General features: G+C 69.4%; 21 protein-coding genes. 7 read left to right on the top strand and 14 right to left on the bottom strand.

Annotated features, from left to right (window positions below; translation table 11 throughout):
* Positions 1–93: 93 nt before the first annotated feature.
* The gene (locus JIG36_RS46095; protein WP_203383249.1) at positions 94–747 is read left to right on the top strand and encodes a YqeB family protein; all 654 of its coding nucleotides are present in this window, start codon (positions 94–96) and stop codon (positions 745–747) included.
* Here JIG36_RS46095 and JIG36_RS46090 read toward each other — a convergent pair.
* From JIG36_RS46090 to JIG36_RS46080, 3 genes are all read right to left on the bottom strand, one after another.
* On the bottom strand, positions 744–1,568 hold the full coding sequence (locus JIG36_RS46090) for a methyltransferase domain-containing protein (protein WP_203383248.1): 825 nt from the start codon (positions 1,566–1,568) through the stop codon (positions 744–746). The two genes, JIG36_RS46095 and JIG36_RS46090, sit on opposite strands and share 4 nt — an antisense overlap.
* A 158-nt stretch (positions 1,569–1,726) precedes the next feature.
* Positions 1,727–2,485, bottom strand: a complete 759-nt coding sequence (locus JIG36_RS46085) for a hypothetical protein (protein ID WP_203383247.1) — start codon at positions 2,483–2,485, stop codon at positions 1,727–1,729.
* Positions 2,482–3,015, bottom strand: a complete 534-nt coding sequence (locus JIG36_RS46080; protein WP_203383246.1) for an RNA polymerase sigma factor — start codon at positions 3,013–3,015, stop codon at positions 2,482–2,484. The genes JIG36_RS46085 and JIG36_RS46080 overlap by 4 nt, the downstream gene beginning before the upstream one ends.
* 239 nt (positions 3,016–3,254) lie before the next feature.
* Here JIG36_RS46080 and JIG36_RS46075 point away from each other — a divergent pair, with 239 nt between their 5' ends.
* A complete protein-coding gene (locus tag JIG36_RS46075) occupies positions 3,255–4,277 on the top strand; it encodes a Gfo/Idh/MocA family protein (protein WP_203383245.1) in 1,023 nt (340 codons plus the stop codon).
* 108 nt (positions 4,278–4,385) lie between these two features.
* Here JIG36_RS46075 and JIG36_RS46070 read toward each other — a convergent pair whose 3' ends face one another.
* Complete coding sequence (locus JIG36_RS46070) at positions 4,386–4,937, bottom strand: TetR/AcrR family transcriptional regulator (protein WP_203383244.1); 552 nt, start codon at positions 4,935–4,937, stop codon at positions 4,386–4,388.
* Positions 4,938–4,989: 52 nt separating this feature from the next.
* Here JIG36_RS46070 and JIG36_RS46065 point away from each other — a divergent pair, with 52 nt between their 5' ends.
* Positions 4,990–6,423 (top strand): MFS transporter, encoded by a 1,434-nt coding sequence (locus JIG36_RS46065; RefSeq protein WP_203383243.1) that lies wholly within the window; start codon positions 4,990–4,992, stop codon positions 6,421–6,423.
* Here the strand turns inward: JIG36_RS46065 and JIG36_RS46060 are convergent.
* Positions 6,382–7,245 (bottom strand): helix-turn-helix transcriptional regulator, encoded by an 864-nt coding sequence (locus JIG36_RS46060; RefSeq protein WP_203383242.1) that lies wholly within the window; start codon positions 7,243–7,245, stop codon positions 6,382–6,384. The genes JIG36_RS46065 and JIG36_RS46060 overlap by 42 nt on opposite strands.
* Positions 7,246–7,353: 108 nt before the next feature.
* On the opposite strand from JIG36_RS46060, the gene JIG36_RS46055 reads away from it, so the two are divergent.
* Positions 7,354–8,430, top strand: a complete 1,077-nt coding sequence (locus JIG36_RS46055) for a Gfo/Idh/MocA family protein (RefSeq protein ID WP_203383241.1) — start codon at positions 7,354–7,356, stop codon at positions 8,428–8,430.
* Here JIG36_RS46055 and JIG36_RS46050 read toward each other — a convergent pair.
* The 8 genes from JIG36_RS46050 to JIG36_RS46015 form a co-directional block, all read right to left on the bottom strand.
* Entirely contained in the window at positions 8,407–9,279 is an 873-nt protein-coding gene (locus JIG36_RS46050; protein WP_203383240.1) for an alpha/beta fold hydrolase, read from the bottom strand. The two genes, JIG36_RS46055 and JIG36_RS46050, sit on opposite strands and share 24 nt — an antisense overlap.
* Before the next feature lie 70 nt (positions 9,280–9,349).
* Positions 9,350–12,892 (bottom strand): discoidin domain-containing protein, encoded by a 3,543-nt coding sequence (locus JIG36_RS46045; protein WP_203383239.1) that lies wholly within the window; start codon positions 12,890–12,892, stop codon positions 9,350–9,352.
* Positions 12,893–12,933: 41 nt separating this feature from the next.
* Positions 12,934–15,201: a discoidin domain-containing protein gene (locus tag JIG36_RS46040; RefSeq protein ID WP_203383238.1), complete on the bottom strand. Its 2,268-nt coding sequence runs from the start codon at positions 15,199–15,201 to the stop codon at positions 12,934–12,936.
* Positions 15,202–15,237: 36 nt separating this feature from the next.
* A complete protein-coding gene (locus JIG36_RS46035) occupies positions 15,238–16,815 on the bottom strand; it encodes a glycoside hydrolase family 13 protein (protein ID WP_203383237.1) in 1,578 nt (525 codons plus the stop codon).
* 119 nt (positions 16,816–16,934) lie between these two features.
* Positions 16,935–17,819: a carbohydrate ABC transporter permease gene (locus tag JIG36_RS46030; RefSeq protein WP_203383236.1), complete on the bottom strand. Its 885-nt coding sequence runs from the start codon at positions 17,817–17,819 to the stop codon at positions 16,935–16,937.
* A gap of 67 nt (positions 17,820–17,886) precedes the next feature.
* Entirely contained in the window at positions 17,887–18,831 is a 945-nt protein-coding gene (locus JIG36_RS46025) for a carbohydrate ABC transporter permease (protein ID WP_307873186.1), read from the bottom strand.
* A gap of 55 nt (positions 18,832–18,886) precedes the next feature.
* Positions 18,887–20,269: an ABC transporter substrate-binding protein gene (locus JIG36_RS46020; RefSeq protein WP_203383235.1), complete on the bottom strand. Its 1,383-nt coding sequence runs from the start codon at positions 20,267–20,269 to the stop codon at positions 18,887–18,889.
* Between the two features lie 240 nt (positions 20,270–20,509).
* A complete protein-coding gene (locus JIG36_RS46015) occupies positions 20,510–21,508 on the bottom strand; it encodes a LacI family DNA-binding transcriptional regulator (protein WP_203383234.1) in 999 nt (332 codons plus the stop codon).
* A gap of 293 nt (positions 21,509–21,801) precedes the next feature.
* Here JIG36_RS46015 and JIG36_RS46010 point away from each other — a divergent pair, with 293 nt between their 5' ends.
* Positions 21,802–22,209, top strand: a complete 408-nt coding sequence (locus JIG36_RS46010) for a YchJ family protein (RefSeq protein WP_203383233.1) — start codon at positions 21,802–21,804, stop codon at positions 22,207–22,209.
* Positions 22,210–22,251: 42 nt separating this feature from the next.
* A complete protein-coding gene (locus JIG36_RS54510; protein WP_203383232.1) occupies positions 22,252–23,112 on the top strand; it encodes a tryptophan 2,3-dioxygenase in 861 nt (286 codons plus the stop codon).
* Here the strand turns inward: JIG36_RS54510 and JIG36_RS54505 are convergent.
* The gene (locus JIG36_RS54505; RefSeq protein ID WP_203383231.1) at positions 23,101–23,676 is read right to left on the bottom strand and encodes a QsdR family transcriptional regulator; all 576 of its coding nucleotides are present in this window, start codon (positions 23,674–23,676) and stop codon (positions 23,101–23,103) included. The genes JIG36_RS54510 and JIG36_RS54505 overlap by 12 nt on opposite strands.
* A gap of 210 nt (positions 23,677–23,886) precedes the next feature.
* On the opposite strand from JIG36_RS54505, the gene JIG36_RS45995 reads away from it, so the two are divergent.
* The gene (locus JIG36_RS45995; RefSeq protein WP_203383230.1) at positions 23,887–24,525 is read left to right on the top strand and encodes a DedA family protein; all 639 of its coding nucleotides are present in this window, start codon (positions 23,887–23,889) and stop codon (positions 24,523–24,525) included.
* The last annotated feature ends 52 nt before the right edge of the window (positions 24,526–24,577 follow it).

Genomic DNA, 24,577 nt, shown 5'->3' with positions numbered 1-24,577 from the left:
GTGGCGTGCGACGACGGGCAGTCGACTTTGGTCTACGCCACGTCGACCCGAGTCGGTATCGCCCGCCCGCCCGTCCCCGCGAGACTCGGTGGCGTGCTGGAACAGGAAACGACGACCGTACCCACCCCGATGTGGTCGCGGGTGCTCGTGTGGCTCTGCCTGCCGGTCGTGGGCGCCGCCCTGCTGTGGGGCGTCCTGCTGCTGATCGACTGGCTGCCGTTCGGCGGGCCGCTCAACTTCGTGCGCCGGCTGCCCGAGCCGTGGGACCTGGTGGTCGCGCTCGGGCTGGGGGCGGTGATCGGGCTGATCTTCGCGGCCCTGGTCGACGCCGAGTCGCTGACCGTGCGGATCGGCACGGCCGAGGTGGTGCTCACCCGGCCCGGTCACCGTCGGGCCGTGCCCCGGGGCGAGATCGCCGTGGGGTTCCCCGACCGCGACCAGTTGGTGCTGCTCGGGCGCAACGGTCAGGAGCTGGCGCGGGAGCCGTCGCACCTGTCAAAACAGCGGCTGCGCCAGGCGTTCGCGTCGCGGGGCATGGCCTGGGCCGACGAGGATCCCTACCTGGATACGTACCGGAGGTGGGTCCCGGGTCTGCCCGATCTGCCCGACGCCGTCTTCACCGCCCGTCAGAAGGCGCTCGACTCCGGCGACGACGAGGACATCCGGGAGCTCAGGGAGGAGCTGGGGCGTCTCGGCTTCGTCGTGCGGGACGAGAAGAAGCGGCAGTACTTCCGCAGCGTCGGCTAGGCCACCGTGCCCGCGACGGCCCAGATGGTCAGCACGGCCAGGAAGTCACCGCGGGCGCCCGCCTCGTCGACGTGCGAGAACCACTTCTCCCGTACGCCGGGGGCCGTCATCCACGCCTGCTCCGGCACCATCGGGTTGACCATCGGCAGCACCACCGCGGCCGACGCCGGGTCGCCGAAGACGCAAGTCACCGGTGTCGCGCTGACGTCGGACAGGCCCTTGCCGACCAGCCGGCGGCGCAGCGTGCGGCCCATGTCGACCTGCCTCGGCGTGAGACGGCCGTGCATGCCGGACACCACCGTGCGAGCCAGGCGCGGCGGCACCCCGTCGAAGGCCAGCGAGCTCCAGTCGGTGTCGATCAGGCAGACCCGCCCGCCCGGCCGGGTCACCCGGATGAGCTCGGCGATGGCCAGGTCGGCGTCGTCGATGTGCTGCAGCACCCGCTCGCACCACACGCCGTCGACATTGTCGGACGGCAGATCGATCGCCGACACGTCGCCGGTCGTGTAGCGCACGTTGCTGCCGTCGTGCCGTTCCACCGCGGCGGCGATCGTGGCGGCCGAGTAGTCCAGCGCGATCACCTCACCGGCCGGGCCGACCTCGGTGGCGATCCACCGGGCCACGTCGCCCGCGCCGGAGCCCGCGTCGAGCACCCGCCAGCCGGCGGCCGGTCGCAGCGCCTGCATCGCCGTGTTCCGCACCCGCCGGATCTCGGGATGGCGGCCCATCTCCTCCAGCGCCGCGAGCAGCATCGTGGTCATCTCGCGGGGCTGCCGATCGAGGTCGGCGAACGGGGTGCGTTCGATCTGTGCGGGCTTCATGCGGCAAATGTTGACGCATCAGATGCCGCGAACGGCGGCCGTGGTCACCCATCCGACAGCTCAGGATCACAGCGCGCACTCAGGTCGTACGCTGCCCGGAAGACGGTCCCGCCGCAGGTCGGAGGCTCGCGACGATAGGGTCGCTCCGATCCGGCGGCTCAGCCCATCACCTCTGAGGGCAGGAAGCTGTCGGATCCGCCGGCGGTGTGCACGACGATGCGTACGCCGTCGGCCACGCCGCCCTCGTGACCGGGCCACCAGGCCGCCCACCAGCCGTCGCGCAGGCTCGCGCGCACCTCGGTGCCGTCCGGAAGCTCGATCTCGACCTTCTCGACGCCGGCTCCAGCCCGGCCGATCATGCTGGAGTACCAGCCCTCGCCGCCCTCGGTGGCGCCCGACGACTCGTTGCGCACCCGGCCCGGTGCGGGCGCCGGGGCGGTGGTGTCGAGCAGGTCGGCGCCGGCCGCCCCCTGCTCCGGATCGAGAACGAAGCAGCTGGTCAGGCCGGTGCCGTCTTTTCTCACCAGCACCAGGGTGGCGTCGCCGCGGCGCTCCGCGAGCAGGATGTCGGCGGCGGTCGGCGGGGGCCCCCCGTCGGTCCAGCCCTCCGCGCACTGCCGGGCCTGCGGCAGCGCGTCGGCCGCGGACACGGCGTTCGGCGTGGCGGTCCAGGACGCGTACGCCCGGTCCGGCTCGTCACCGGTCAGAGTGACCGCTCCGATGGTGCCGAGCGCGACGGCCATCACGCCGCCGAGCGCCAGCCGCCAGCCGATGTTCCGGCGGGCGATGTTCTGGCGGGTCGGGCCCGGCTCACGGAACGTCCGCTCGAGCGCGGCCGTGGCCCGGCCCCTCCGCTCGGCGCCGGGTTCGAAGTCGCGCATCGGGTCGAGGGTCGACAGCTGTTCCAGGTCGTTCATGCTCGGCTCCAGGATTCGACAGCGGGTGGAAGGTCGGTGGCCGGCTCCAGCGCGAGACGCAAGCGGCGCCGGGCGCGGTTGAGCCGCATCCGGAAGGTGGCGCGGCGGCAGCCCAGCACGTCCGCCGCCTGCACGTCGGTGAGCCCGTCAAAGGCGACCAGCGCCAGCACCTCCCGGTCGGCGGCGCTCAGCGCCCACCACGCCCGCACCAGGTCGATGCGGGCGTCGACACCGGGCGCGCGGTCGGCCTCGGCGGCGTCGGCCACCATGCGGACGTCGACAACACCGCGGCGCAGCCGCCGGCGGGACTGGTTGGCCAGGATGTTGCGGGCGATGCCGAACAGCCAGGGCCGGGCGTCGCGGGGCGGCGGCCCCGAGCCGAGACGCTGCCACGCGACCAGGTAGGCGGCCGAGACGACGTCGTCCGCGTCGTCGTCGGGTATCCGCCTCTTCACGAACCGGAGCAGGTCGATGTAGGTGGCCGCGTGCAGCGCGCGGAAGCGTTGCTCGGCGGTGTCGTCGTGGTCCACACCCTCCACCTGTCGCGAGCCGTTCGGGTGTCACACCCCGCGCCCAAGATCTTTTGCCAACTGGCCCTACCCACCCACCAAGGGGGCCTGGCCGCCCTCAAGGAGCGACCGAACACTAAAGGACGCCCCGGCCTTGTCAAGGCCCGTCATCCACAGGAGTGTCGATCCGGTTACGCGGTTGTCCACAGGTCGGCGGTCGATGCCGTCCGGTCGGCGGACATGTGGCAGGCTTTCGTCTCATGAGTGACTCGGTGAAGTTCGGGCTGGTCGGTTACGGCTCGGGTGGGCGCATCTTCCACGCGCCGCTGATCGCCTCGGCGGCGAACATCGAGTTCCTCGGCGTGGTCACCACCAACGAGGAGCGCCGCAAGGAGCTCGCCGCCAAGCTGCCCGCCCAGGTCGCCTTCGACTCGATCGCTGACCTCAGGCAGGCGGGGGCCGAGGCGGTCTCGATCTCGACGCCGGTCGCCACCCACGCCGACCTCGCCCTCGAGGCGATCGAGCAGGGGCTGCACGTCGTCGTCGACAAGCCGTTCACGCTCGACGCGAAACGCACCCGAGAGGTCGTGGCGGCCGCCAAAGCCAAGGGTGTGCTGCTCAGCGTCTATCAGAACCGGCGTTACGACTCCGATTTCCGTACGCTGCGGCGCCTCATCGACGACGGCCAGTTCGGCACCGTACGCCGTTTCGAGTCCCGTTTCGAGCGGTGGGCCCCCGAGCGCAAGCCGGGCGCGGCCGGCGGCGGAACCCTGCTCGACTTCGGGTCGCACCTGGTCGACCAGGCCCTGGTGCTCAACGGCCCCGCTGTGCGGGCCTACGCCGAGGTCCGCGGCAGCGGCGAGCTCGACGACGACTTCTTCCTGGCGCTGCACCACGTCAACGGCGTCGAGTCACACCTGTGGGGCAGCTGGCGTCAGGGCGCCCCGGGCCCGCGCTACCGGGTCGCGGGCACCACCGGCACGTTCGTCATCGAGAGCATCGACGGGCAGGAGGCCGCGCTCAAGGCGGGCCGGTCCCCCGCCGAGCTGGGCGACGAGTGGGGTGTCGAGCCCGAAGAGGCGTGGGGCCGCATCTACCGGGGCGACAACGGCACTCCCGTACGCAGTGAGCGCGGCCGCTGGGACCTCTACTACCCGGCGTTCGCGGCCGCGGTGCGCGGCGAGGGCCCGCTGCCGGTCGACCCGAACGACGTCGTCCGCAACATGACGGTGCTCGACGCCGCCCGCGAGAGTGCACGCAGCGGCCAGGCCGTCCGGCTCTAGCTGGAGCCAACGGGGCGCGGCCGGCCCCGCGGTGAGAAAAGCAGTCGGCGCGGCGACGGGTGCAGGCGGCGCGGCGACGGCGCTCGACGCTGCCCGCGGCGGCCGGCTCTAAGCGACCGGTCGCAGGCCGTTCAGCGCGAACCCGATCACCCGGTCGCGCTGCTCGGTGTCGACGAACGCGCCCGAGGTCAGCCCCGAGATCATGCGTAGCGTGTCGTCGAAGCTGGCGTCGGCCCGCACCTCGCCGGCCGCCTGGGCGCGCAGGAAGAGCGGCTCCCCCGCCTCGTACATGGCCGCCCGGCACGACCGGAACATCTCCGACTCGCGGTTGAGCGCCTCGATGACCGCGCGCTTCGTGGCCGCGTACGAGACGAACTGACCGATCCACGTGGTGAGCGCCTCCCACGGCGGCAGCTCGGCGACTGCGGCCGCGACCTGGCCGAGCTGGTCGATCTCCTCGACGTAGACGGCCTCGAAGAGGTCCTGCCGGGCGGGGAAGTTGCGATAGAGCGTCCCGATCCCGACGCCCGCGCGCCGGGCGATGTCTTCGAGCGACGCCTCGGTGCCGTTCTCGGCGAAGGCGTCGCGAGCCGCCGCGAGCAGCGCGTCGAAGTTCCGCCGCGCGTCGGCGCGCTGCGGACGGCGTACGGCAACCGCCATGAGACCCACCTCACCTTGCGAACCGGAGGCACCCCTCCGCTAATGTGGAGGCATGCCTCGACTTTATCAGAGCAGCCCGCGGACGACCTTCGCGGTTCTGGCCGCCGCCGCGGCGGCCTTCTCGCTCATGCAGTCGCTGGTCACGCCGGTCCTCCCGACGATCCAGCAGGATCTGCACACCTCCACCGGCACGGTCACCTGGGTGCTCACCGCCTGGCTGCTGGCCGCCTCGGTCGCCACTCCCCTGATGGGCCGCATCGCCGACATGACCGGCAAGGACCGCGCGCTGCTGGTCGCGCTGGCCGCCATCGCCGTCGGCTGCTTGCTGGCCGCGATCGCCCCCAACGTCACCGTGCTGATCGTCGCCCGCGTCATCCAGGGCCTCGGCGGCGCGATCTTCCCCGTCTCGTTCGGCATCGTCCGCGACGAGTTCCCGCCCGCGCGGGTCACCTCCGCGATCGGCGTGCTGGCCGCGGTCATCGCCACCGGCGGCGGCCTCGGCATCGTGCTGGCCGGACCGATCGTCGGCGCGCTCAGCTGGCGCTGGCTGTTCTGGCTGCCCATGGCCGTGGTCATCGTGGTCGGGCTGCTCGCCTGGCGTCTGGTGCCCCGATCCCCGGTACGGACTCCGGGCCGTGTCAACTGGCTCTCGGCGGCGCTGCTCTCGGGCTGGCTGGTCGCGTTGCTGCTGCCGCTGAGCAAGGCCGCCGTCTGGGGCTGGGATTCCCCCCGTACGCTCGGCCTGCTCGCCGCCGCCGTGGTTCTGCTCGCCGCCTGGCTGGTCGCGGAGTTCCGTTCGCCGGAACCGCTCATCGACATGCGCATGATGCGGCTGCCCGCCGTCTGGACCGCCAACCTGGTCGCGCTGCTGTTCGGTGCCGCCATGTTCGGGGTGTTCGCCTTCCTCCCCCAGCTCATGCAGATCCCGGCCAGCTCCGGCTACGGCTTCGGGGCCACGGTCACCGGCGCCGGCCTGCTGATGCTGCCGATGCTGGTCACGATGGCCGTCTTCGGTTCGCTGACCGGCCCCCTGACCCGCTGGGCCGGCCCCAAGGCCCAGCTGCTGTGGGGTGCCGGCCTGAGCACCCTGGCCACCCTGTCGCTGGCCCTGCGCCACGGCGAGCGGTGGGAGGTGGCCGTCGCCGGCGGCGTCTTCGGCATCGGGCTCGGCCTGGTCTACTCGTCGCTGGTCAACCTGATCGTCCAGAGCGTGCCGCGTCACCAGACCGGCGTGGCCAGCGGCATGAACACCAACATCCGTACGATCGGAGCCTCGCTCGGCACCGCGGTCGTCAGCTCGATCGTGGTGAGCCACCCCGGCCCCGCGGGACTGCCCGCCGAGTCCGGCTACACCACCTCGTTCCTGGTGCTGACCGTCGTCGCGGCCGCAGCTTTCCTGGTCGCCCTGCTCGTGCCGGTCGCCCGCCGGTCCGCACCCGAGCCCTCAGTGGAGGCCGTGCCCGAGCTGTCCCCGGTCGAGGTCTGACGCATCGACGCCCCAGGCACGCAGGAGCGGCAGCATCCGGGCCGTCCGCGAGTCGGGCTCGACCGTATAGATGACCAGGCGCTGATCGGCGTCGTGCGGGCTGGTCACGGCCTCGATGCCGAAGTCGAGCGGGCCCGCCACCGGATGCGCGACCTGTTTGCGCCACGACCAGTGGTCCGAGACCGTACGGTCGTCCCACCACTGCGCGAGCCGGGCGTCGGGGTCGGATCGCAGATCACCGACCAGCGCGGCCAGATGCCGGTCGGACGGGTGCCGCGCCGTCTCGTAACGCAGCGTGCCCACCATGGCCCGCGCGAAGTGGTCCCAGTTCACGATCCGCTTCCGGGCCGCCGGGTCGAACAGGTACCACCGGGCGAAGGACGTGCCCGGCTCGAAACACACGCCGAGCACCGCGTCCAACGGCCCGCCCCGCGCCAGCACCTGCGCATAGCGCCCCAGCAACAGGGTCGGGACGTGGTCGAGGTTCGCCATCACCCGCAACAGGCCCGGGTCGGCCAGTTGCGGGCCGGGGCGGACCTCCCGGCGGCGGCCGGGCGCGGCCAACGCCCGTAGGTGAGCACTTTCGGTCGGGTCGAGGTGCAGCGCCCGGGCCAGCGCGTCGCAGATGTCGTCGCTGAGCGCCGGCTGCCGCCCCTGCTCGATCCGGCTGTAGTGGTCGGTGCTCAGGCCGGCCAGGTGGGCCACCTCCTCCTTCCGGAGACCCGGCACACGCCGTACGCCGGGAAACGTGGCGATGCCGGCCTGCGCGGGCGTGAGCCGGTCGCGGCGCGAGCGCAGGAAGGCGCCGAGGGAGCTGTCCACGTCGTCGAAGGTAGCCGGAGCGGCGGCCCCCAGCCTGGTCAAGTCATGACCTGGTTGTCCGGGGAGCGGCCCGGTTGTACTGGCGGTCCAGAGAAAGAGGGAACGCAAATGCAGAAGATCCACCGCGTCGGCATCGTCGGCGCCGACGCCCGGGCCAGCTGGGCGCATGTGTCGCACGTGCCGGCGTTGCAGGGCCTGGCCACCGCGGAGCTGAGCGCGGTCGCGACGCGTCAGGAGACGAGCGCGCGGGAGGCGGCGGAGAAGTTCGGCGCCGGTCGCTGGTTCGCCGACCCGTACGAGATGATCAGCGACCCGGACATCGACATCGTGACCATCGCCGTACGGGTTCCCGCCCACCGCCCTCTGGTCGAAGCGGCCCTGGCAGCGGGCAAGGCCGTCTACTGCGAGGCGCCCTTGGGCGTCGACGTGGCCGAGGCGGAGAGGCTGGCCGTCGCCGGGAAGGGCCGGCCCACGGCCATCGGGCTGCAGGGACGGCACAACCCTTCCGTACGGCGGGCGGCCGAGCTCATCGCCGAGGGCGCGATCGGACGGCCGCTGACCGCGCGGATCGTGTCCACGACCAGCGCCTGGGGCCCGGTCACGATCTCTCCGTACCTCTACTTCGAGCAGGCGTCGTCGGGGGCCGGCCTGCTCACCATCACCGCCGGCCACACGCTCGACATCGTGGAGGCGGTGCTCGGCGACGTCGTCTCGGTCGACGCCCGCACCACGACGATGTTCCCCTCGGTCACGGTGGCCGACACCGGGACGACCGCCGTCCGCGAGGGCGCCGACCACGCCGACATTCTCGGCCGGACCACCTCCGGAGCGACGTTCAACGCGGCCGTCCTCGGTGGTGTCGCGCCCGAGGACGCCGAATTCCGGTTCGACGTACGGGGCACCGACGGCTGGCTGAGCCTGACCGGCGGCACCCTGTACGGCGTGCAGGGCGGCGACCTCACGCTCACGTCCAGCGCCGCCTTCGAACCCCCGGCCGCGCCCGTGCTCGGCGCCGGCGTGACCGGTCCGGCCCTGAACGTGGCCGAGGTCTACGCCCGCCTGATCGACGACATCGAGTCGGGTTCGCACACCGCCCCGGACTTCACCCTCGGGCTGCACAACGCCCGTCTCATCGAGGCGCTCGCCGAAGCCGCCGCCGCATCAGACCGTCACGTGAGCCAGTAGGTTGTCGACCACCTCGTCGATGCCCGCGATCAGCGACAGGTGGCCCTCGGCGGGCAGCAGGTGGACCTCGGCCCCGGGCACGTGACCGGCCAGCCAGTGCCCGTGGGCGGGCGGGACCATCCGGTCCTGGTCGCCCTGCCAGATCGCGACCGGCACCCGGATGTCGGGCAGCGCGAACCCCCAGTCGGCCAGGAACGCCAGGTCGTCCTCGCGCCAGCCGGCGATCCCGGCCGACACCGAATAGCGGGTCGACTCGGCCAGGTAGTCGGCGAAGCCTCCGGTCAGCGCCCGCTTGTCCACCTCGGACAGCAGGTCGCCGAAGGCCTCGACCACGTCGTCGGCGGTCACCCGGGCCAGGCCGTCGGCCATCTGGGTGAGGAAGGCGTCGAGCGCCTGCACGCCCTTGGCCGCCGCCTCGAACTCGGCGACGTTCTCCTCACCCATGCCGTCGAGCCAGTCGAGCCCGGCCGCGGCGTAGGGGGCCACGCCGGCGATCACCGAGGCTCCGGCGCACCGGCCGGGCAGCTGGGCGGCGCAGGCCAGCGCGTGCGGGCCGCCGCCCGACCAGCCGACCGTCACGAAGTGGGCCGCCCCGAGCCCGTCGAGCAGCGCCGCTGTGTCGGCGGCGACGTCGGACACCCGGCGACCGGGGTGCGGCGTGGAGCCGCCGTAGCCGGGCCGGCTGGCCACCACGATGCGCAGGCCGTGGCGCAGGGCGGACTCGAAGATCGGCGCGTAGCGGATCGCGCCGGAGGGGGTGCCGTGGTGCAGCACCAGCGGGAGACCGCCGGGCGGCCCCTCCACCAGGTATTCGAGGATGCGGCCGTCGGGCAGGACAATGCGTTCCACAGGGACGAATCTACGCGAACGACGCAGCGATGGGGCCCGCGTACGCGACGCGGGCCCCATCAGATACCTGTCAGTTACGGACGATGGTGAACGTGGACGTCGGGTTCTCGATGTCGCGGTAGTTGTTGCTGAACTGGAGGTTGGTGAAGGTCGCGGAGCCCACCGCGGGGCCCTGCCCGGCCTCCGGCATCGGGTTGGCCCAGATGCCGTAACCGCTCTTGGCGTCGTAGGCGTCCCCGCTGCGCTGGGCGCCGCTGATCGTGATGTTGGTGAAGATGGTGTCCTTCACGATGTTCTGCGGCTGGCCGCCCACGTAGTTGGTCTGGAACATGATTCCGGAGTAGGTCGGGTCGACGATGTCGACGTTGCTGACCCGGATGCCCTGGAAGACCTTCGAGGCGCTGAACACCCAGATCGCCGGGAAGACCTGCGCGCCCCAGAAGTGGCCGCCGGCCCGCACGATCGAGATGTTGTCGAACACGGTCGGCGGGTCGGCGCCGAAGCCGTTCATCGGGTAGCCGAAGTCGAGCGAGCTGATCGTGATGCCCGAGTAGACCAGGGTGTCCGCGATGTAGATGTTCTTGAAGGTGTTGGCGTACCCGCCGTAGACCGCGATGCCGGCCGCCCGCCAGGTCAGCGTGCTGGACAGGTTGGAGTAGACGTTGTTGATCTCGTCCGCCCCGCCGGCGTCGATCGCCGAGAACAGCGCGAAGCTGTCGTCGCCGGTGGCCCGAGCGTCGTTGTTGTCGACCAGGTTGCCGGTGCTGCCGTTGGTCATGTTCACACCGTCGGCGAACGTGTTCCGGATCCGGCTGTTCTTGATCACCATGTTGTCGGTGTTGGCGCCCCAGTAGAGGCACACCACGTGCTCGGCCCAGATGTTGTCGATGGTGATGTTGGCCGTGTTGGCGAAGTCGAAGACCTTGCCGGGGCCGTCGATGCGGATCGTGTAGTTGCCGAAGAACGCGAAGTCGGCGAACGTCGACCCGTTGGCGGTGCTGTCGGCCCGGAACCCGGCGTCGGTCTCGGTCTGCGACGACGGCGTGAAGAACCGGGTGTACCAGGGACCGGCCCCGACCACGCGCACCGACTTGCCGTACACCTGGAACTTGGACGAGGTCTGGTAGTCACCGGCCGGCAGGTAGACGCCGAGCTTCGTGGTGTCCTGGCGGGCGGCGTCCAGCGCGGCCTGCACGGCCTGCTGGTCCGTTCCGTTCGGCACGACGTACCGGGCCGAATCGGGGTTGGCCTTCGGGGCGACCTGCTCGGTGTTGATGAAGTCGATCGCAATCGAGCCGCTGTTGCCGGAGTCCTTCTGCAGCTTGATGACGCTGCCGGCCTGGAACGAGCCGGTCAACAGGATGTTGGCCTCGTCGTAGATGTGCCGCGGCCCGGTGCCCGAGTTCTGCGGCGCGGTCTCGTTGCCGTAGAGCCAGGCGTACTTGCTGGTGAGCGGCAACGTCTTGTTGAGGGTGCCGTTGACATAGACGTTGATCGAGCTGGTGGTGCCGTCCGGGATGGAGAACCGCGCCACGACGGTGTTGGTCGCCGCCCGGGTGGTCCACTGCACGTACGCCCCGGTCTGGTTGAGCGTCACCGCACGCCGCCCCGAGGCCTCACCGGCGAGGTCGCCGACGGTCCGGTTGGGCCCGACGACCGCCGCACCGCCACCGGTCGTGCCGTCCTCAGCCTCGTACATGTCGTACGGCATGTTGGCGCCACGACCCACGAAGAAGGACTTCTCGCTGGTGTTGTTGGCCTGCTTCACCGGCAGCTCGTTCCCGTCAACGGCCACCACGGTCCGTACGGTGTAACGCCCGTTGACGGCCGTCCAGGTGCCCAGGTTGATCGCCGGCGAGGACGCGCCCGCGGCCAGCGTCCCGGTCCACGAGCTGGTCAGCGTCCGTACGACGGTCGAGCCGTTGAGAACCGTGAGCGTGATGCCGTGAGCGCCACCGGCCGAGGCCGTCGAGCCCTGGTTCTTGAGCGTGACCGAGAACGTGACCGTGTTGCCGGCCGCCGGCGTGCCCGGCGACCAGGTGACCGCCGACGCGACCAGGTCGGAGCTGCTGACCGGGGTGACAGTCAGGCTTCCGGTGGCGGAGTTGTTCGCCTCGTTCGACTCGATGACCGTGTTCGACTCGTCGACCTTGGCCGTCAGAGCGTAGGTGCCCGCGTCGCGAGCCCCGATGGTCGCCGAGACGGTCGCGGAGGCACCAGCCGCCAATGAATTAAGTGAAGCCGTGCCGACCTTCGTCGTACCCAGGTAGAAGTTGACGTTGGTGGCGCCGCTGCCGAGGCCGCCGGCGTTGCGCACGGTCGCGGACAGCGTGATCGCGTCGGTCTCGACCGGGGAGGCGGGCGAGGACGAGGTGCCGGTGATGGTCAGGTCCGGGTTGGGCGCCGCGGTGCCGATCACCTGCAGCTCGGCCACCTGTCCGCTCGGCGCGCCGGTGTTCGCGGTGAACGACAGGCGGACGTCGGCGGTGGTCGTGCTGACCGGGACGGTCACGGTGTTGCCCGAGGCCGGGTTGAAGCTGTACGTGTTCGAGCCCGCGATCGTCGTGTAGGCGGTCGCGCCCTGGTCGCGTCCGAGGATCGAGAACGTCTGCTGCCGGGCGCCCCACGAGCTGTCCGGGTTGAGCTTGACCACGACCGAGGAGACCGACGCGTTGGCGCCCAGCTTCACGGTCAGGGTCGCCGGGTAGGCACTGCCTTCCCAGTACGTCGCCGTGTTGCCGTCGTTCGCGTTGGTGGCCACGAACGTGTGGATCACGGACGACGCCTCGATCGGCTTGCCCTGGGCCAGGTTGCTGCCGGGCTGGGTGGTGCCGTTGCGGGTGACCGCGTTGCCCAGCGCCGAGGTGTTGCCGGCGGCGTCCTTGGCCCGCACCTGGTAGGTGACGGTGGCCGTGGCGGGCTGGGTGTCGGTGTACGTCAGCACGTTGCCGGCGACGCTGGTGCGCAGCACGCCGTTGGCGAACACGTCGTACCCGGTCACACCCACGTTGTCGGTCGAGGCCGACCAGGTGAGCCGGATCTGGTCAGCGGCCGGCTGGGTGAAGGCGAGGTTGCCGGGCACGCTCGGCGCCTGGGTGTCGCCGCCCGAGACCGGGCCGTAGACCTCGACCTCGGAGAGCTGACCGGCCGGCCAGCCGGTGTTGCCGGTGACATTGACCCGCACGAACCGCGCGCTGGCGGCGGTGAAGTCGATGGTCACCGTGTTGGCACTGGCCGGGTTGAAGACGTACCCGGCGCTCGCCTTGAGCGTCGAGAACGAGCCGCCGTCGGTGCTCCCCTGGATGCTGAGGGTCTGGGTGCGGGTGGCCCAGGCGGTGGCCGGCGGCAGCTTGAGGACGACCTGGTTGACCTGCTGGGCGGTGCCGAGGTCAACCTGGATCCACTGCGGAAACGCGTTGTTGTTGCTTTCCCAGTAGGTGTTGGCGTTGCCGTCGCCGGCGTTACCGGCCGGGTAGACGTCGGTGAAGCTGCTGGCGCTGAAGGTCTTGCCGGCGGCCAGGTTGGGGCCGGCAGCCATCGCCGCCGGGGCGTGTATCAGAGCGGCGACCACGGTCGCGGCAACCGCCGCGGCTAAAAGCCTTGTTCGGGACATGAGGGAGCGCACCTTTCTTCGAGGGCAGAGCGGGGACGGGCTCAGGAGGAGTAGGCCTCGAACTCGGAGAGCTGGCCGGCGGGCCAGCCGGTGTTACCGGTGAGGGTCAGCCGCACGTAGCGCGCGGTCGACGCGGGGAAGGTGACGGTGGCGGTGTTGGCGCTCGCCGGGTTGAAGACGTATCCGGCACTCGCCTTCAAGGAGGCGAAGGACGAGCCGTCGGTGCTGCCGAGAACGGACAGCGTCTGGGTGCGGGTGGCCCACGCCGTGGCCGGCGGGAGCTTGAGGACGAGCCGGGCCACAGTGCGGTTCTGCCCGAGATCAACGGTGATCGACTGGGGGAACGCGTTGTTACGGCTTTCCCAGTACGTATTGGCGTTACCGTCAGTCGCATTGGCGGGCGCGTAGACGTCGACCTGGGAGGTCGCCGTCGCGGGACGCCCGGCGGCCAGGTTTCCCACCGGGGGCGTGGTGGGGGGCGTGGTGGGGGTGGTGTTCCATTGCGGCGCCGGCCACGGCCCGCAGTAGGAGTTGGCCAGCGACCAGCCCGAGTTGCCACCGCCGTCGGCGATCTGCAGCCCCGAGCCCGCGCAGTTGTAGACGGTCTGCGACTGTGCGATCCCCGACGCCCGCACGTTGGTGAACCGGGCCGACGCCGGCGCCTGGGCCTGCAATGCGAAGGTGCCCGCCCCGGCGATGGTCACATTGGTCAGGTTCAGACCGCTGGTCTGGTTCCCGATCCACTGGATCGCCGCGTATGAGCTGTCCAGGATGTCGGTGTCGGTGACGTTGATCGTCGCCCCGGTGATCGGCCCCTGGTCGCCCCAGAACCACAGTGCGCCGATGCCGAAGTTCCAGTTGTAGTCGGAGTTCCCGGCCCGGATCAGCGTGTTGCGGGCCAGCGTCCACGTGCCCGCGACCGCGGTCGGTCCGGTGACCCCCGGGTACCGGTTGCCGACGTGGATGCCGCCGCCGTTGCTGACCGATTCGCTGACCACGTTGTCGGTCATGACGATGTCCCGGCCCCCGTACGAAACCAGGTGGTTGGCCAGGATCGGGGCGACGACGGTGTTGCGGGTGAACGAGTTGCCGACGTTGGGCACGTTCTCGGCCCACATCGCCAGCCCGTCGTCACCGGTGTTGCGGACAAACGTGTTGGTGACCGTCGAGTTGGTGACGCCGATGTGGAAGTTCACGCCGTCCGCGGTCTGGTCCAGGATCCGGCTGTTCCTGATCGTGAACCGGTCCATCGGCCCGTCCATCCACGCGCCGACCTTGGTGTGCTGCATCCACACGTTGTCGATGGTGGAGTTCGACATGGCCCCGCCGAACGCGTTGACCTGGTGCTCGTCCACCCGTTCGCGGATGTCGCCGATCACCGCGAGGTCGCGCACCACCACGTTCTGGCTCGGGCCGCCCTCGTTGGTGTACTTGCCGTAGATGCCGGCGGCCAGGTTGCGCTGGGTCGGGTGCCGCCCGCCGAGCACGGTGTACCAGGGTCCGGCCCCGGCCAGCGTGACCCGGTCGACGATGACGTGGCTGTAGAGCGTGAAATTGCCCCGCGGGACATAGACGACCCGGCCCGACGAGGCGCCCGCGTTGACGGCCGCCTGGAACTTGGCCGTCGAGTCGGTGGCGCCGGTCGGGTCGGCGCCGTAGTCGGCCACCACGTCGATGGCGCCCGAGGGCTTCGCGATCGGGTCGGCGACGAGCTCGAAGTCGGCCAGGTCGATGGTGAACGTCGGTGACTGCGCGGTCGACGAGACCTGCAGCCGGATCTTCGTACCGGCCTGATAGGTCGTGCCGAACAGTGCCCGCGCCTCGTCGTAGAAGTGGTGCGGCAACGGGTCGCCCGGGTTGTTGGTGAACGGGTAGTAGCCGTAGTACCAGCTGTACTTCGACGTGACCGGCACCGTCTTGATGAGTGTGGAGCCCGTACGGAGGTCGAGGGTGGCGTCCCGCCCGGAACCGTTGGCGCTGTCCGGGATGCTGTAGCGGAACGTCACGGCGTTGGCCGGTTTGGTCAGCGTGAACTCGACGTACTCGCCGGCCGCGTCGAGCGTCACGGCCTCGCGCCCCGACGCCTCCGACGAGAGCTTCCCGTACGTGCGGTCGGCGCCGGTCGAGGTGCCGTTGTGCGCGGCCTTCTCCGCCTCGATCTCGACGAAGGGCACGGTCGCGCCGCGCCCGGCGACGTCGAAGGGTGAGAGGCCGGCTGCGTGCGCGGCCGGAGCGGTCAGGACGACGGCGACGGCGGCGCCCGCTGTGAGGGCAGCGAGCGCGCACCACGCCGGTGTGCGGTTGGCCATGGGGATCCCTTTCTCAGGTGGCCAGCCCCCGGGGTGTTACGAGGTCATGCGCAGCCACACGGCGGTGTCCGGGGGGAGGCGGTCACCGTCGAGAGGGCCACTGGCGAGCAGAACGGACTGGTTGGCGGGCAGGGCGATGGGGGCGCCCGACATGTTGACGACGCAGGCGAAGTCCTGGCCGCGGCAGAACGCGAGCACGTCCCGGCCCAGCTCGAGCCAGGAGAAATCGGCGAAGGATTCCGTACGGCGCAACGCGATCGCCGAGCGGTAGAGCTCGAGCATCGAGTTGGGGTCGCCGGTCTGGGCCTGGACCGTGCGGTCCTTCCACTCGGCCGGTTGGGGAAGCCAGGGGGTGGCGGTGGTGAAGCCGAACGGCGCCTCGTCGCCGGTCCACGGCAGCGGCACCCGGCAACCGTCGCGGCTGTGCCCGCGGCGGCCCCACATCGGGTCCTGGAACTGCTCGGGCGGGATGTTCTCGTTCTCCCAGAGCCCGAGCTCCTCACCCTGATAGATATAGGTGGCGCCGGGCAGCGACAGCGAGAGCAGCGCGGCGGCGCGGGCCCGGCGGGTGCCCAGTTCCAGGTCGACCGGGGTGCCGTCGAGGTTGTTGTCGAAGCTGAACGTGGTGTCCTCGCGGCCGTAGCGGGTGACGTGCCGCGTGACGTCGTGATTGGACAGCACCCAGGTCGCCGGGGCGCCGACCGCCTTGTGGGCATCCAGGGTCCGGTCGACGCATTCGCGCATCAGCCGCGGATCCCAGGCACAGCCCAGAAAGTCGAAGTTGAACGCCGCGTGCAGCTCGTCGGGCCGCAGGTAGTTCGCGAACCGCTCGACCTCGGGCATCCACACCTCGCCGATCAGCGCGCGGTTTCCCCCGTACGAATCGGCAACTCGCCGCCAGGCCCGGTAGACCTCGTGCACACCGTCGAGGTCGTGGAAGGGGTGGGGGTTGTCCTCGAGCACCTCGGGCAGTTGCGGATCCTTGAGCAGCAGCGCGGCCGAGTCGATCCGGATGCCGTCGACACCCCGGTCGAACCAGAACCGCAGAATGCTCTCGAACTCGGCCCGCACGTCGGGGTGGTCCCAGTTCAGGTCGGGCTGCTCGGGCGTGAAGAGATGCAAATACCAGGAGCCGTCCCCCGTACGGGTCCAGGTCGTGCCGCCGAACTCCCCTCGCCAGTCCGTCGGCATCTCGTCGCCGTTCTCGCCCCGGCCCGGCCGGAACCAGAAGTAGTCCCGCTCCTTGGCTTTTTCATCGGCGAGCGCCGCCTTGAACCACGGGTGCTCGCTGCTGATGTGGTTCGGGACGATGTCGACGATCATCCGGATCCCGGCCGCGTGCGCCTCCTCGATCAGGGCCTCGGCCTCGGTCAGCGTGCCGAAGGCGGGGTCGATGTCACGGAAGTCGGCCACGTCGTACCCGGCGTCGGCCATCGGCGACGGGTACCACGGGCTCATCCAGATCGCGTCGACGCCGAGGTCGCGCAGGTGTCCCAGCTGCGCCCGGATGCCGGCGATGTCACCCACGCCGTCGCCGTTCGCGTCGGCGTAGCTGCGCGGATAGACCTGGTAGATCACCGCGTCACGCCACCATTGGGAGTCTTGGAGAGACACTGTTACCCGCTTTCTGTGCACGCTGGGTCCGACGGCCGTCTGGGGGGCGGCCGCCCATTTCGCTCGGTTCGCCTTCAGTCCGGTTCAGGGTGGCGGTGGGGTGGTTGGAAGGGGGGTGTTTAACCCTTGAGGCTGCCGGTCGTGAGGCCCGACATGATGTTTCGCTGGAAGAGCAGGAAGATGATCACCGTGGGAACGGCCGCGATGACGCTGGCCGCGATGACCACGTTCTGGGGTGTGCCGCCGCTGAAGGCGTAGATGCCCACGCTCAGCGTGCGGGTCTCGGGCGACGGCATGACCAGCTTGGGCCAGAGGAAGTCCTTCCAGACCGCGGTCACCGCGAAGATCGACACCACGCCGAGGATCGGGCGGGACATCGGCAGGATGATCGACCACAGCGTGCGCAGCGGCGACGCGCCGTCGACCTGGGCGGCCGCGATCAGGTCCTCCGGGATCGAGTCGAAGAACCGTTTGAGCAGGAAGATGTTGAACGCGTTGGCGACCAGCGGCAGCCAGATGGCCCACGGCGAGTCGAGCAGGTTCACGTGCATGAACGGCAGATCGATGGCCGTCACGTACTGCGGGACGATCAGCACCATGGCCGGGATCATCAGCGTGGCCAGCATCAGGCCGAGGATCACGTTGCCCAGCACGGGCCGCAGTTTCGAGAGGGCGTACGCGGCGGCGGTGTCGAAGACGAGCTGGAAGAAGACCGCGCCGGCCGCGTAGTAGAACGTGTTGAACATCAGCTTGGCCAGGTCCAGGTTGTTCCAGGCGTCGGCGTAGTTCTGCAGCTGCGGGTCGTGCGGCCACAGCGTGGGCGGGGTCTGCGCGATCTCCTGGCCGCTCTTGAGCGCGCCGGTGACCATCCAGTAGAGCGGCCCCAGGAAGACCAGCGTGAAGCCCAGAACCACGACGGTCAGCAGGGTCCAGTAGATGTACTTGCCGCGTCCGCGCTGGAGCTGGGCCTGCGAGATGAGGGTCCGGGTGCCGGAGTCAGCCATGGTGTCAGTCCTGCTTCGTCGTCAGTCGCACGGTTTCAGTCCTGCTTCGTGGTCAGTCGCACGGTTTTCAGTCCTGCTTCGTCGTCAGTCGCACGTACACGGCGGAGAAGGCGGCCAGCACGATCAGCATGATCACGCTGAGGGCGGCGGCGCCGTTCAGGTCGTTCTGGAAGAAGCCGTGCTGATAGATGAGGTAGGCCACCGAGGTCGCCGAGTCCTGCGTACCGGCGCCGTTGGCCAGGATCAGCGGTTCGATGAACAGCTGCATGGTCGCGACGATCTGCAGCATCGCCAGCAGCGTGAGAATCAGCCGGGTCTGCGGGATCGTCACGTTCCAGATCCGGCGCCACACGCCCGCGCCGTCCAGCTCGGCCGCCTCGTACAGCTCGCCCGGGATGTTCTGCAGCGAGGCCAGATAGATCAGCACCGCGCTGCCCATGTTCATCCAGGTCGACGCGATCACCATGGCCGGGATGGTCATGGTCGGTGACTGCATCCACTCCGAGGTGGGCAGGTGCAACGCCTTGAGGATCGCGTTGAACAGGCCGGCCTCGCTGGGGTCGTACGCGTAGTACTTGAAGAGGAACAGCGCCGAGGCCGGGGGCAGCATCACCGGCAGGTAGACCAGGATGCGCAGGTAGCCCTTGGCGTGCCGGAACTCGTTGAGCAGGATCGCCACGAAGAACGGCAGCAGATAGCCGAGCACCAGGGCCAGGATCGTGAAGATGAACGTGTTCTTCCAGGCGATCCAGAAGCTGGGGTCGGCGACGATGCGGGTGTAGTTGTCCCAGCCGACCCAGGTGGTCTCGCCGCGGCGGGTGCGCTGGAAGCTCATCACGATGCCGCGGACCATCGGGAACCACATGAACAGGGCGAAGCAGAGGACCGCCCCGATCAGGAACGCGTGCCCGGTGAGGTTGTCCCTCACTTTGCGGCCGGTCTTGCTCCGCCGGGTCTTTACTTCCCGGGGCGGCTCGGGCCTTCTGGTGGCCGGGGCGGTCATGGTCGCCACATCAAACTCCCTTTTCGGGTGCGGGAGCCGTGACCGGCTCCCGCACCCCCGTTGATCAGCTACCGGCGGCCTGGAGCTGGTTGACCTTCTCTTCGGCCGTCTTGAGCAGCGAGTCGATGTTGGCGTTGGGGTTGGTCAGCACCCCCGACATCGCCGAGTCGAGCACCGCGTAGATCGCCTGGGCGTTCCGCGGCTCGCCGACGATCGCGACCGGGTTGTCCTCGAAGATCTTGAAGTTGGCGGTGTCCACGTTGGCGTTGGCCTTGCGCAGGTCGAGCTCCTGCTTCTGGGCCTCGCTGCCGTTGGTGAACAGCAGCGGCTGGGGCAGGCCGACCGGGTAGTTCTGCGGCTTGGCCCGCACGTAGTCGAGCTGGCCCTTGCCCGGCGTCAGCTTCTGGTAGGCGATCCACTTCAGACCGGCCTTGACCTGGGCGTCGGACAGGCCCTTCTTGAAGAAGTAGCCCTCACCACCGCCGAGCGTGCCCTTGGCCGCGCCGTCCTGGCCGGGCATCGGGCCCATCGCCCAGTCCTCGTACTTGCCCTGGAACTGGCTGACGATGGCCTGGGTGGCGTCGGGCGCGCCGATGAACATGCCGACCTTGCCGGCGCCGGCGTTGGTCAGCAGGTCGCCCCACTGCAGCAGCTGGCGGGTGCCCATGCTGTTGTCGCCGTAGCGCATGTCCTTGAGGTTCTGCAGGACCTGCTTGCCGGCGGCGTCGTTGAAGGCGGCCTTCTTGCCGTCCTCGCTGAGCACCTTGCCGCCCTGCGAGTAGATCTCGGCGGTGAAGTGCCAGCCGCCGGTGTTGCCGGCGCTGTACTCCGAGAAACCGGCGACGCCGCCGCCCAAGCCGGCGATCTTCTTGGCCGCCGCGCGGACCTCGGCCCACGTCTTGGGCGGGTTCTCCGCGTCCAGACCGGCCTTCTTGAACAGCGCCTTGTTGTAGACCAGGCCCATCGAGTAGTTCTTCACCGGGATCGCGTAGAGCTTGCCCTCCTCGGTGAAGACCTCCTTGAGCGCCGGGTCGACGCTGTCCCAGGTCGGGATCGTGTCCTTGCTGACGGCCGAGGTGATGTCCATGGCCTGGCCGGAGTCGAGCACCTGCTGCAGGTCGGTCATGTAGCCGTAGAAGACGTCGGTCATGGTGCCGCCGGCCAGGCGGGCGGTGAAGTCCGGCGGGTTGTTGCACTGCTCGCCGACGCTGACGCTCTTGATCGAGATGTCGGGGTTCGCCTTCTCGAACTCCGCGACATCGGCGTTCCAGTTCGCCAGCAGCTCCTTCTGCGCGCCCACAGGCTGGCAGTCGACGGTGATGGTGACCTTGCCACTGGCGTCAGTCCCGGAATCGTCGCTGCTCTTGGTCGAGCACGCCGCCAGGCTGATCCCCAGGCCGGCCGCGAGCGCGAGCGCCGCCGCCTTCCGGTACTGCGGTACGGACATCTGTCCATCCCTTCGGGAACGGGTGTATCTGGCCATCGATGAGTTGCGTTGTCGTCACGGTGCGGACGAGGCCTTGTGACCCAGGTCTCTCGTCATGTTTCGTGGAGGTGACGATACAAAGTCCAACGGGTCGCCGCAAGAAGCCGACTGAAGGAAGAAAAAACTCGACTCTGGTCGCAGACAGCGTGCACGACAAAGGGCGGGCCGATCGGCCCGCCCTTTGGTTAGGAAAGTTGCTGGTCAGCCTCGCTGCGAGGCTTTTTGCGGCGCCGGGGCGGTGGACCCGCGCACCACGAGCTCCGGCTCGAAAAGAAGTTCGTCCGGTTCCACGCCGCTGCCCTCGATCTGGTTGACGAGCAGATCGACGGCCGCCTGGCCCATCATCTCGATGGGCTGCCGCACGGTCGTCAGCGGCGGGTCGGTGCAGGTCATCAGCGCCGAGTCGTCAAAGCCGACCACCGAGATGTCGGACGGCACGTCGAGCCCGAGCCGGCGGGCGGCCCGGATCGAGCCGAGCGCGAGCACGTCGGACGCGCAGATCATGCCGGTCACGCCCCGCTCGATCAGCTTGGCCGCGGCCAGCCGGGCGCTCTCCATCGAGAAGTTGGTGCGCTCGACGGCGAAGTCCTTGCCCTCGAGAGCGGCCAGCTTGCGCCGCGAGGGCACGTGGTCCTCGGGCCCCATGACCATGCCGATGCGCTCGTGGCCGAGCGACCGCAGATGTCCGTACGCCTGCTCGACCGCCACCGCGTCATCGGTGGAGATGTGCGGAAACCCCAGGTCGGCGACGCCCGCGTTGACCATGACAACCGGCATGCGGCGGTCGGTCAGCGCCCGGTAGTGCCCGTGCTCGGCCTCGGCCAGCGCGTAGGAGCCACCGGCGAACACCACGCCCGAGACCTGGTGGTCGAGCAGCATCTCGATGTAGTCACGCTCCGGCACACCACCGATCGTGCGGGCGGCCAGCAGCGGGGTGAAGCCGCGCTGCGCGAGCGAGGCGGTCACCACCTCGGCCAGCGCCGGGAAGATCGGGTTCTGCAGCTCGGGCAGCACCAGACCGACCAGGCGGCCGCGCTCGCCGCGCAACTTGGTGGGTCGCTCGTAGCCCAGCACATCGAGCGCGGTCAGCACCGACGCGCGGGTCGCCTCACTGACGCCGCTGCGCCCGTTGAGCACCCGGCTGACGGTCGCCTCGCTGACGCCCGCCTTCTTGGCCACCTCGGCCAGACGTTTGGTCACGTCGGAATCCTATGACAGATCGCTGCAATTTTCGAACTGCCACTTGCAGCAGGGTCGTTCGGCCACGTCCACCCTTGCAGCCGCTGTCAATCCGCCCGTCATCCCCCGGATCTCGGGTTTCCGGAATGTTGCGCCGCGTAGACCCCGCTCCCCCGGTGAACCGAGTAAGCCACCACGCAGCGCTGAGAATGCCACCCGCAACGGCTTGCAACTCGCCCGACGCGGGGGCGACGACGTGCGAAGGTGGGAGAGGATCGTGATCGAGCGGGGAGCGGGCTGACAACATGGGTCTCATGGCGCACAAGACCAAGCACTGCCCATGCGGGCGCGGCCTGCCCTACGACGAGTGCTGCGGCCCGGCCCATCAGGGGCAGGCGCCGGCCACCGCCGAGGCGCTGATGCGGTCGCGCTATTCGGCGTTCGCGCTCGACGACGACGCGTACGTGCTCAGCAGCTGGCACCCGAAGACCCGGCCCGAGCGCATCGAACCCGACTCGCGTCTGCGCTGGGTGGGGCTCGAGATCATTGAGTCGACCGGTGGGGGCATGTTCGACAACGAGGGTGTCGTCGAGTTCAAGGCGCACTACCGAGATCACGGCAAGAACGGCGACATGGTCGAGCGGAGCCGTTTCGTCCGGCATGAGGGTCAGTGGGCGTACTGGGGCCCGATCCTCGCCGATGGATCACTCGCCAACGTCTGAGCAGGTGTGATTCTCTTCAGGTGAAGATCTGAGGAGGTTCCCGTGAGCTCCGACCACCGGCCGATCGAAGACTCCGTCGTGCGCGATTTCAAGGTCAACCTCTCGTACGGCCGTTATCTGCACCTCGATGAGCTGCTGAACGCGCAGCACCCGGTCAGCACGCCCGAGCACCACGACGAGCTGCTGTTCATCCTGCAGCACCAGACGTCCGAGCTCTGGCTCAAGCTGGTGCTGCACGAGCTGCGCGAGGTGACGCGCCGCCTGGCCAAGGACGACCTCCGGCCGGCGCTCAAGGGGCTGGCCCGGGTCAAACACATCCAGCGCACGCTCACCGAGCAGTGGTCGGTGCTGGCCACCCTCACACCCAGCGAATACGCGGAGTTCCGCAGCTTCCTGGGCACGTCGTCCGGGTTCCAGTCCTATCAGTACCGCGCGGTCGAGTTCATTCTCGGCAACAAGAACGAGCGGATGCTGTCGCTGTTCGACGACGACGAAGCGGCCCGCGACATGTTGACCGAGGCCCTCGACGCGCCCAGCGTGTACGACGAATTCCTGCGCTACCTGCACCGCCACGGCCACGACGTACCGGTCGAACTGCTGCAGCGTGACGTACGTCTGCCGTACCGCTACAACGAGGATCTGGTGCCGGTCTTCGTGCGTATCTACAGCGATACCGAGGCGCACTGGGAGGCGTACGAGGCCTGCGAGGAACTGGTCGACATCGAGGAGAACTTCCAGCTCTGGCGATTCCGGCACCTGAAGACCGTGGAGCGGACGATCGGGTTCAAGCGCGGCACCGGCGGGTCGAGCGGGGTGGACTTCCTCAAGGCGGCGCTCGACCTGACGTTCTTTCCCGAGCTTTATGCCGTACGGACCGAGATGGGCGCCCGATCAGGCGGGTAGCAGGAGCGAGCGCAGAGCCGGGACGAGTTCGTCGAAATCGGCGTGCCGGCCGGTGAAGAACTCGGCGTAGAGAAAAGCGCCGACCATGCGTACGTAGAGATAGGCGAGATGCCGTACGTCGGTGCCCGGCGGAAGTTCGCCGATCAGCCCGGTCTCGTGGAAAACCTCGACCTGAATGTCGACGGCGCGCTCATGCACACCGCCGGCGGGTGTGAAAATTGTTCGCGATGCCGCCTCGGAATCGTTCTGCAGGAAAGCGGCCAGGACCGGTGAGCGCATCAGGTCGCCGAAATGCCGGGAAACCTCGACCACCCCGTCGAATCCGGTGGCGGTGCGCGCGGCCCGGGCCTGGGTGAACATGGCCGCCGTCAGGGCGCCCAGCACGTCACCGAGCAGGGCGTCGCGGTTGCCGGCCACGCGGTAGAGGGTCGCGCGGCTGATCGCCATTTCGATCGCGAGCGCTTCCATATCCAATGTGGATCGCCGGAGAAAATGCTCGACCCCGGCCCGTACGACTTGTGATCGGTCGACCACCCGGCGGCTTGCCGCTTGCACTTCGATCACCGCCTGTCCTTCCGCTTCTCCACCTTCGCGGCGTTTCGTCGCGCGTTTTCCGTACGGCGGGAAATACGGCTCCGGCGGCCCCCAGGATCAATTCGATCTCGGTGGTTGTGCGGATCGGCTTTGCCCCACGGACGGGGGTGTGGTTTTCCTCAGTGAGGTCGGCGGTGCACCTCATGGTTCGGGCGCTTGCCGATCCCTAGCGTCGTTGCCATGACCTCGACGTACGCATCCGCCGACGACGGTGGCCTGGTCGGCTTCGTCACCGGCCTGGTCGAACGCCTGGGCGGTCCCGGCGCCGGCCTGGCCGTGGCCCTCGAAAACCTGTTCCCGCCCATCCCGAGCGAGGTGATCCTGCCCCTCGCGGGCTTCACCGCCGGTCAGGGCCGCATGAGCCTGGTCGGCGCGATCGCCTGGACCACCCTGGGTTCGGTGGTCGGCGCCGTGGCTCTCTATTACGCCGGCGTCCTGCTCGGCCGCGACCGCCTGCGCACCATCGCCGTCCGCCTCCCGCTGATCAAGCTGAGCGACATCGACCGCACGGAGGCCTGGTTCGTCCGCCACGGCCCGAAGACGGTGCTGCTGGGCCGCATGATCCCCATCTTCCGCAGCCTGATCTCCATCCCGGCCGGTGTGGAACGCATGCCCCTGCCCACGTTCCTGCTCTGCACCACGATCGGCAGCCTGATCTGGAACACCGTCTTCGTGATGGCGGGCTATTCGCTGGGCGCCAACTGGCAGTCGGTCGAGTCCTACGCGTCCACCTTCCAGAAGCTGGTCATCGTCGTCTGCGCCGTGGCTGTGGTCGCCTTCGTCGCGGTCCGCCTGACCCGCCGCCATCGCGTACGGTGACCGCAATGCCTCCCGCGCCCTCACCCCACGGCGACGCCCTCGGCTCCGGTAC

It is taken from the genome of Paractinoplanes ovalisporus, from assembly GCF_016834655.1.
Taxonomy (GTDB): domain Bacteria; phylum Actinomycetota; class Actinomycetes; order Mycobacteriales; family Micromonosporaceae; genus Actinoplanes; species Actinoplanes ovalisporus.
Note: the sequence above shows the minus strand (reverse complement) of the source record. Positions and strands in the feature narration are given on the sequence as shown.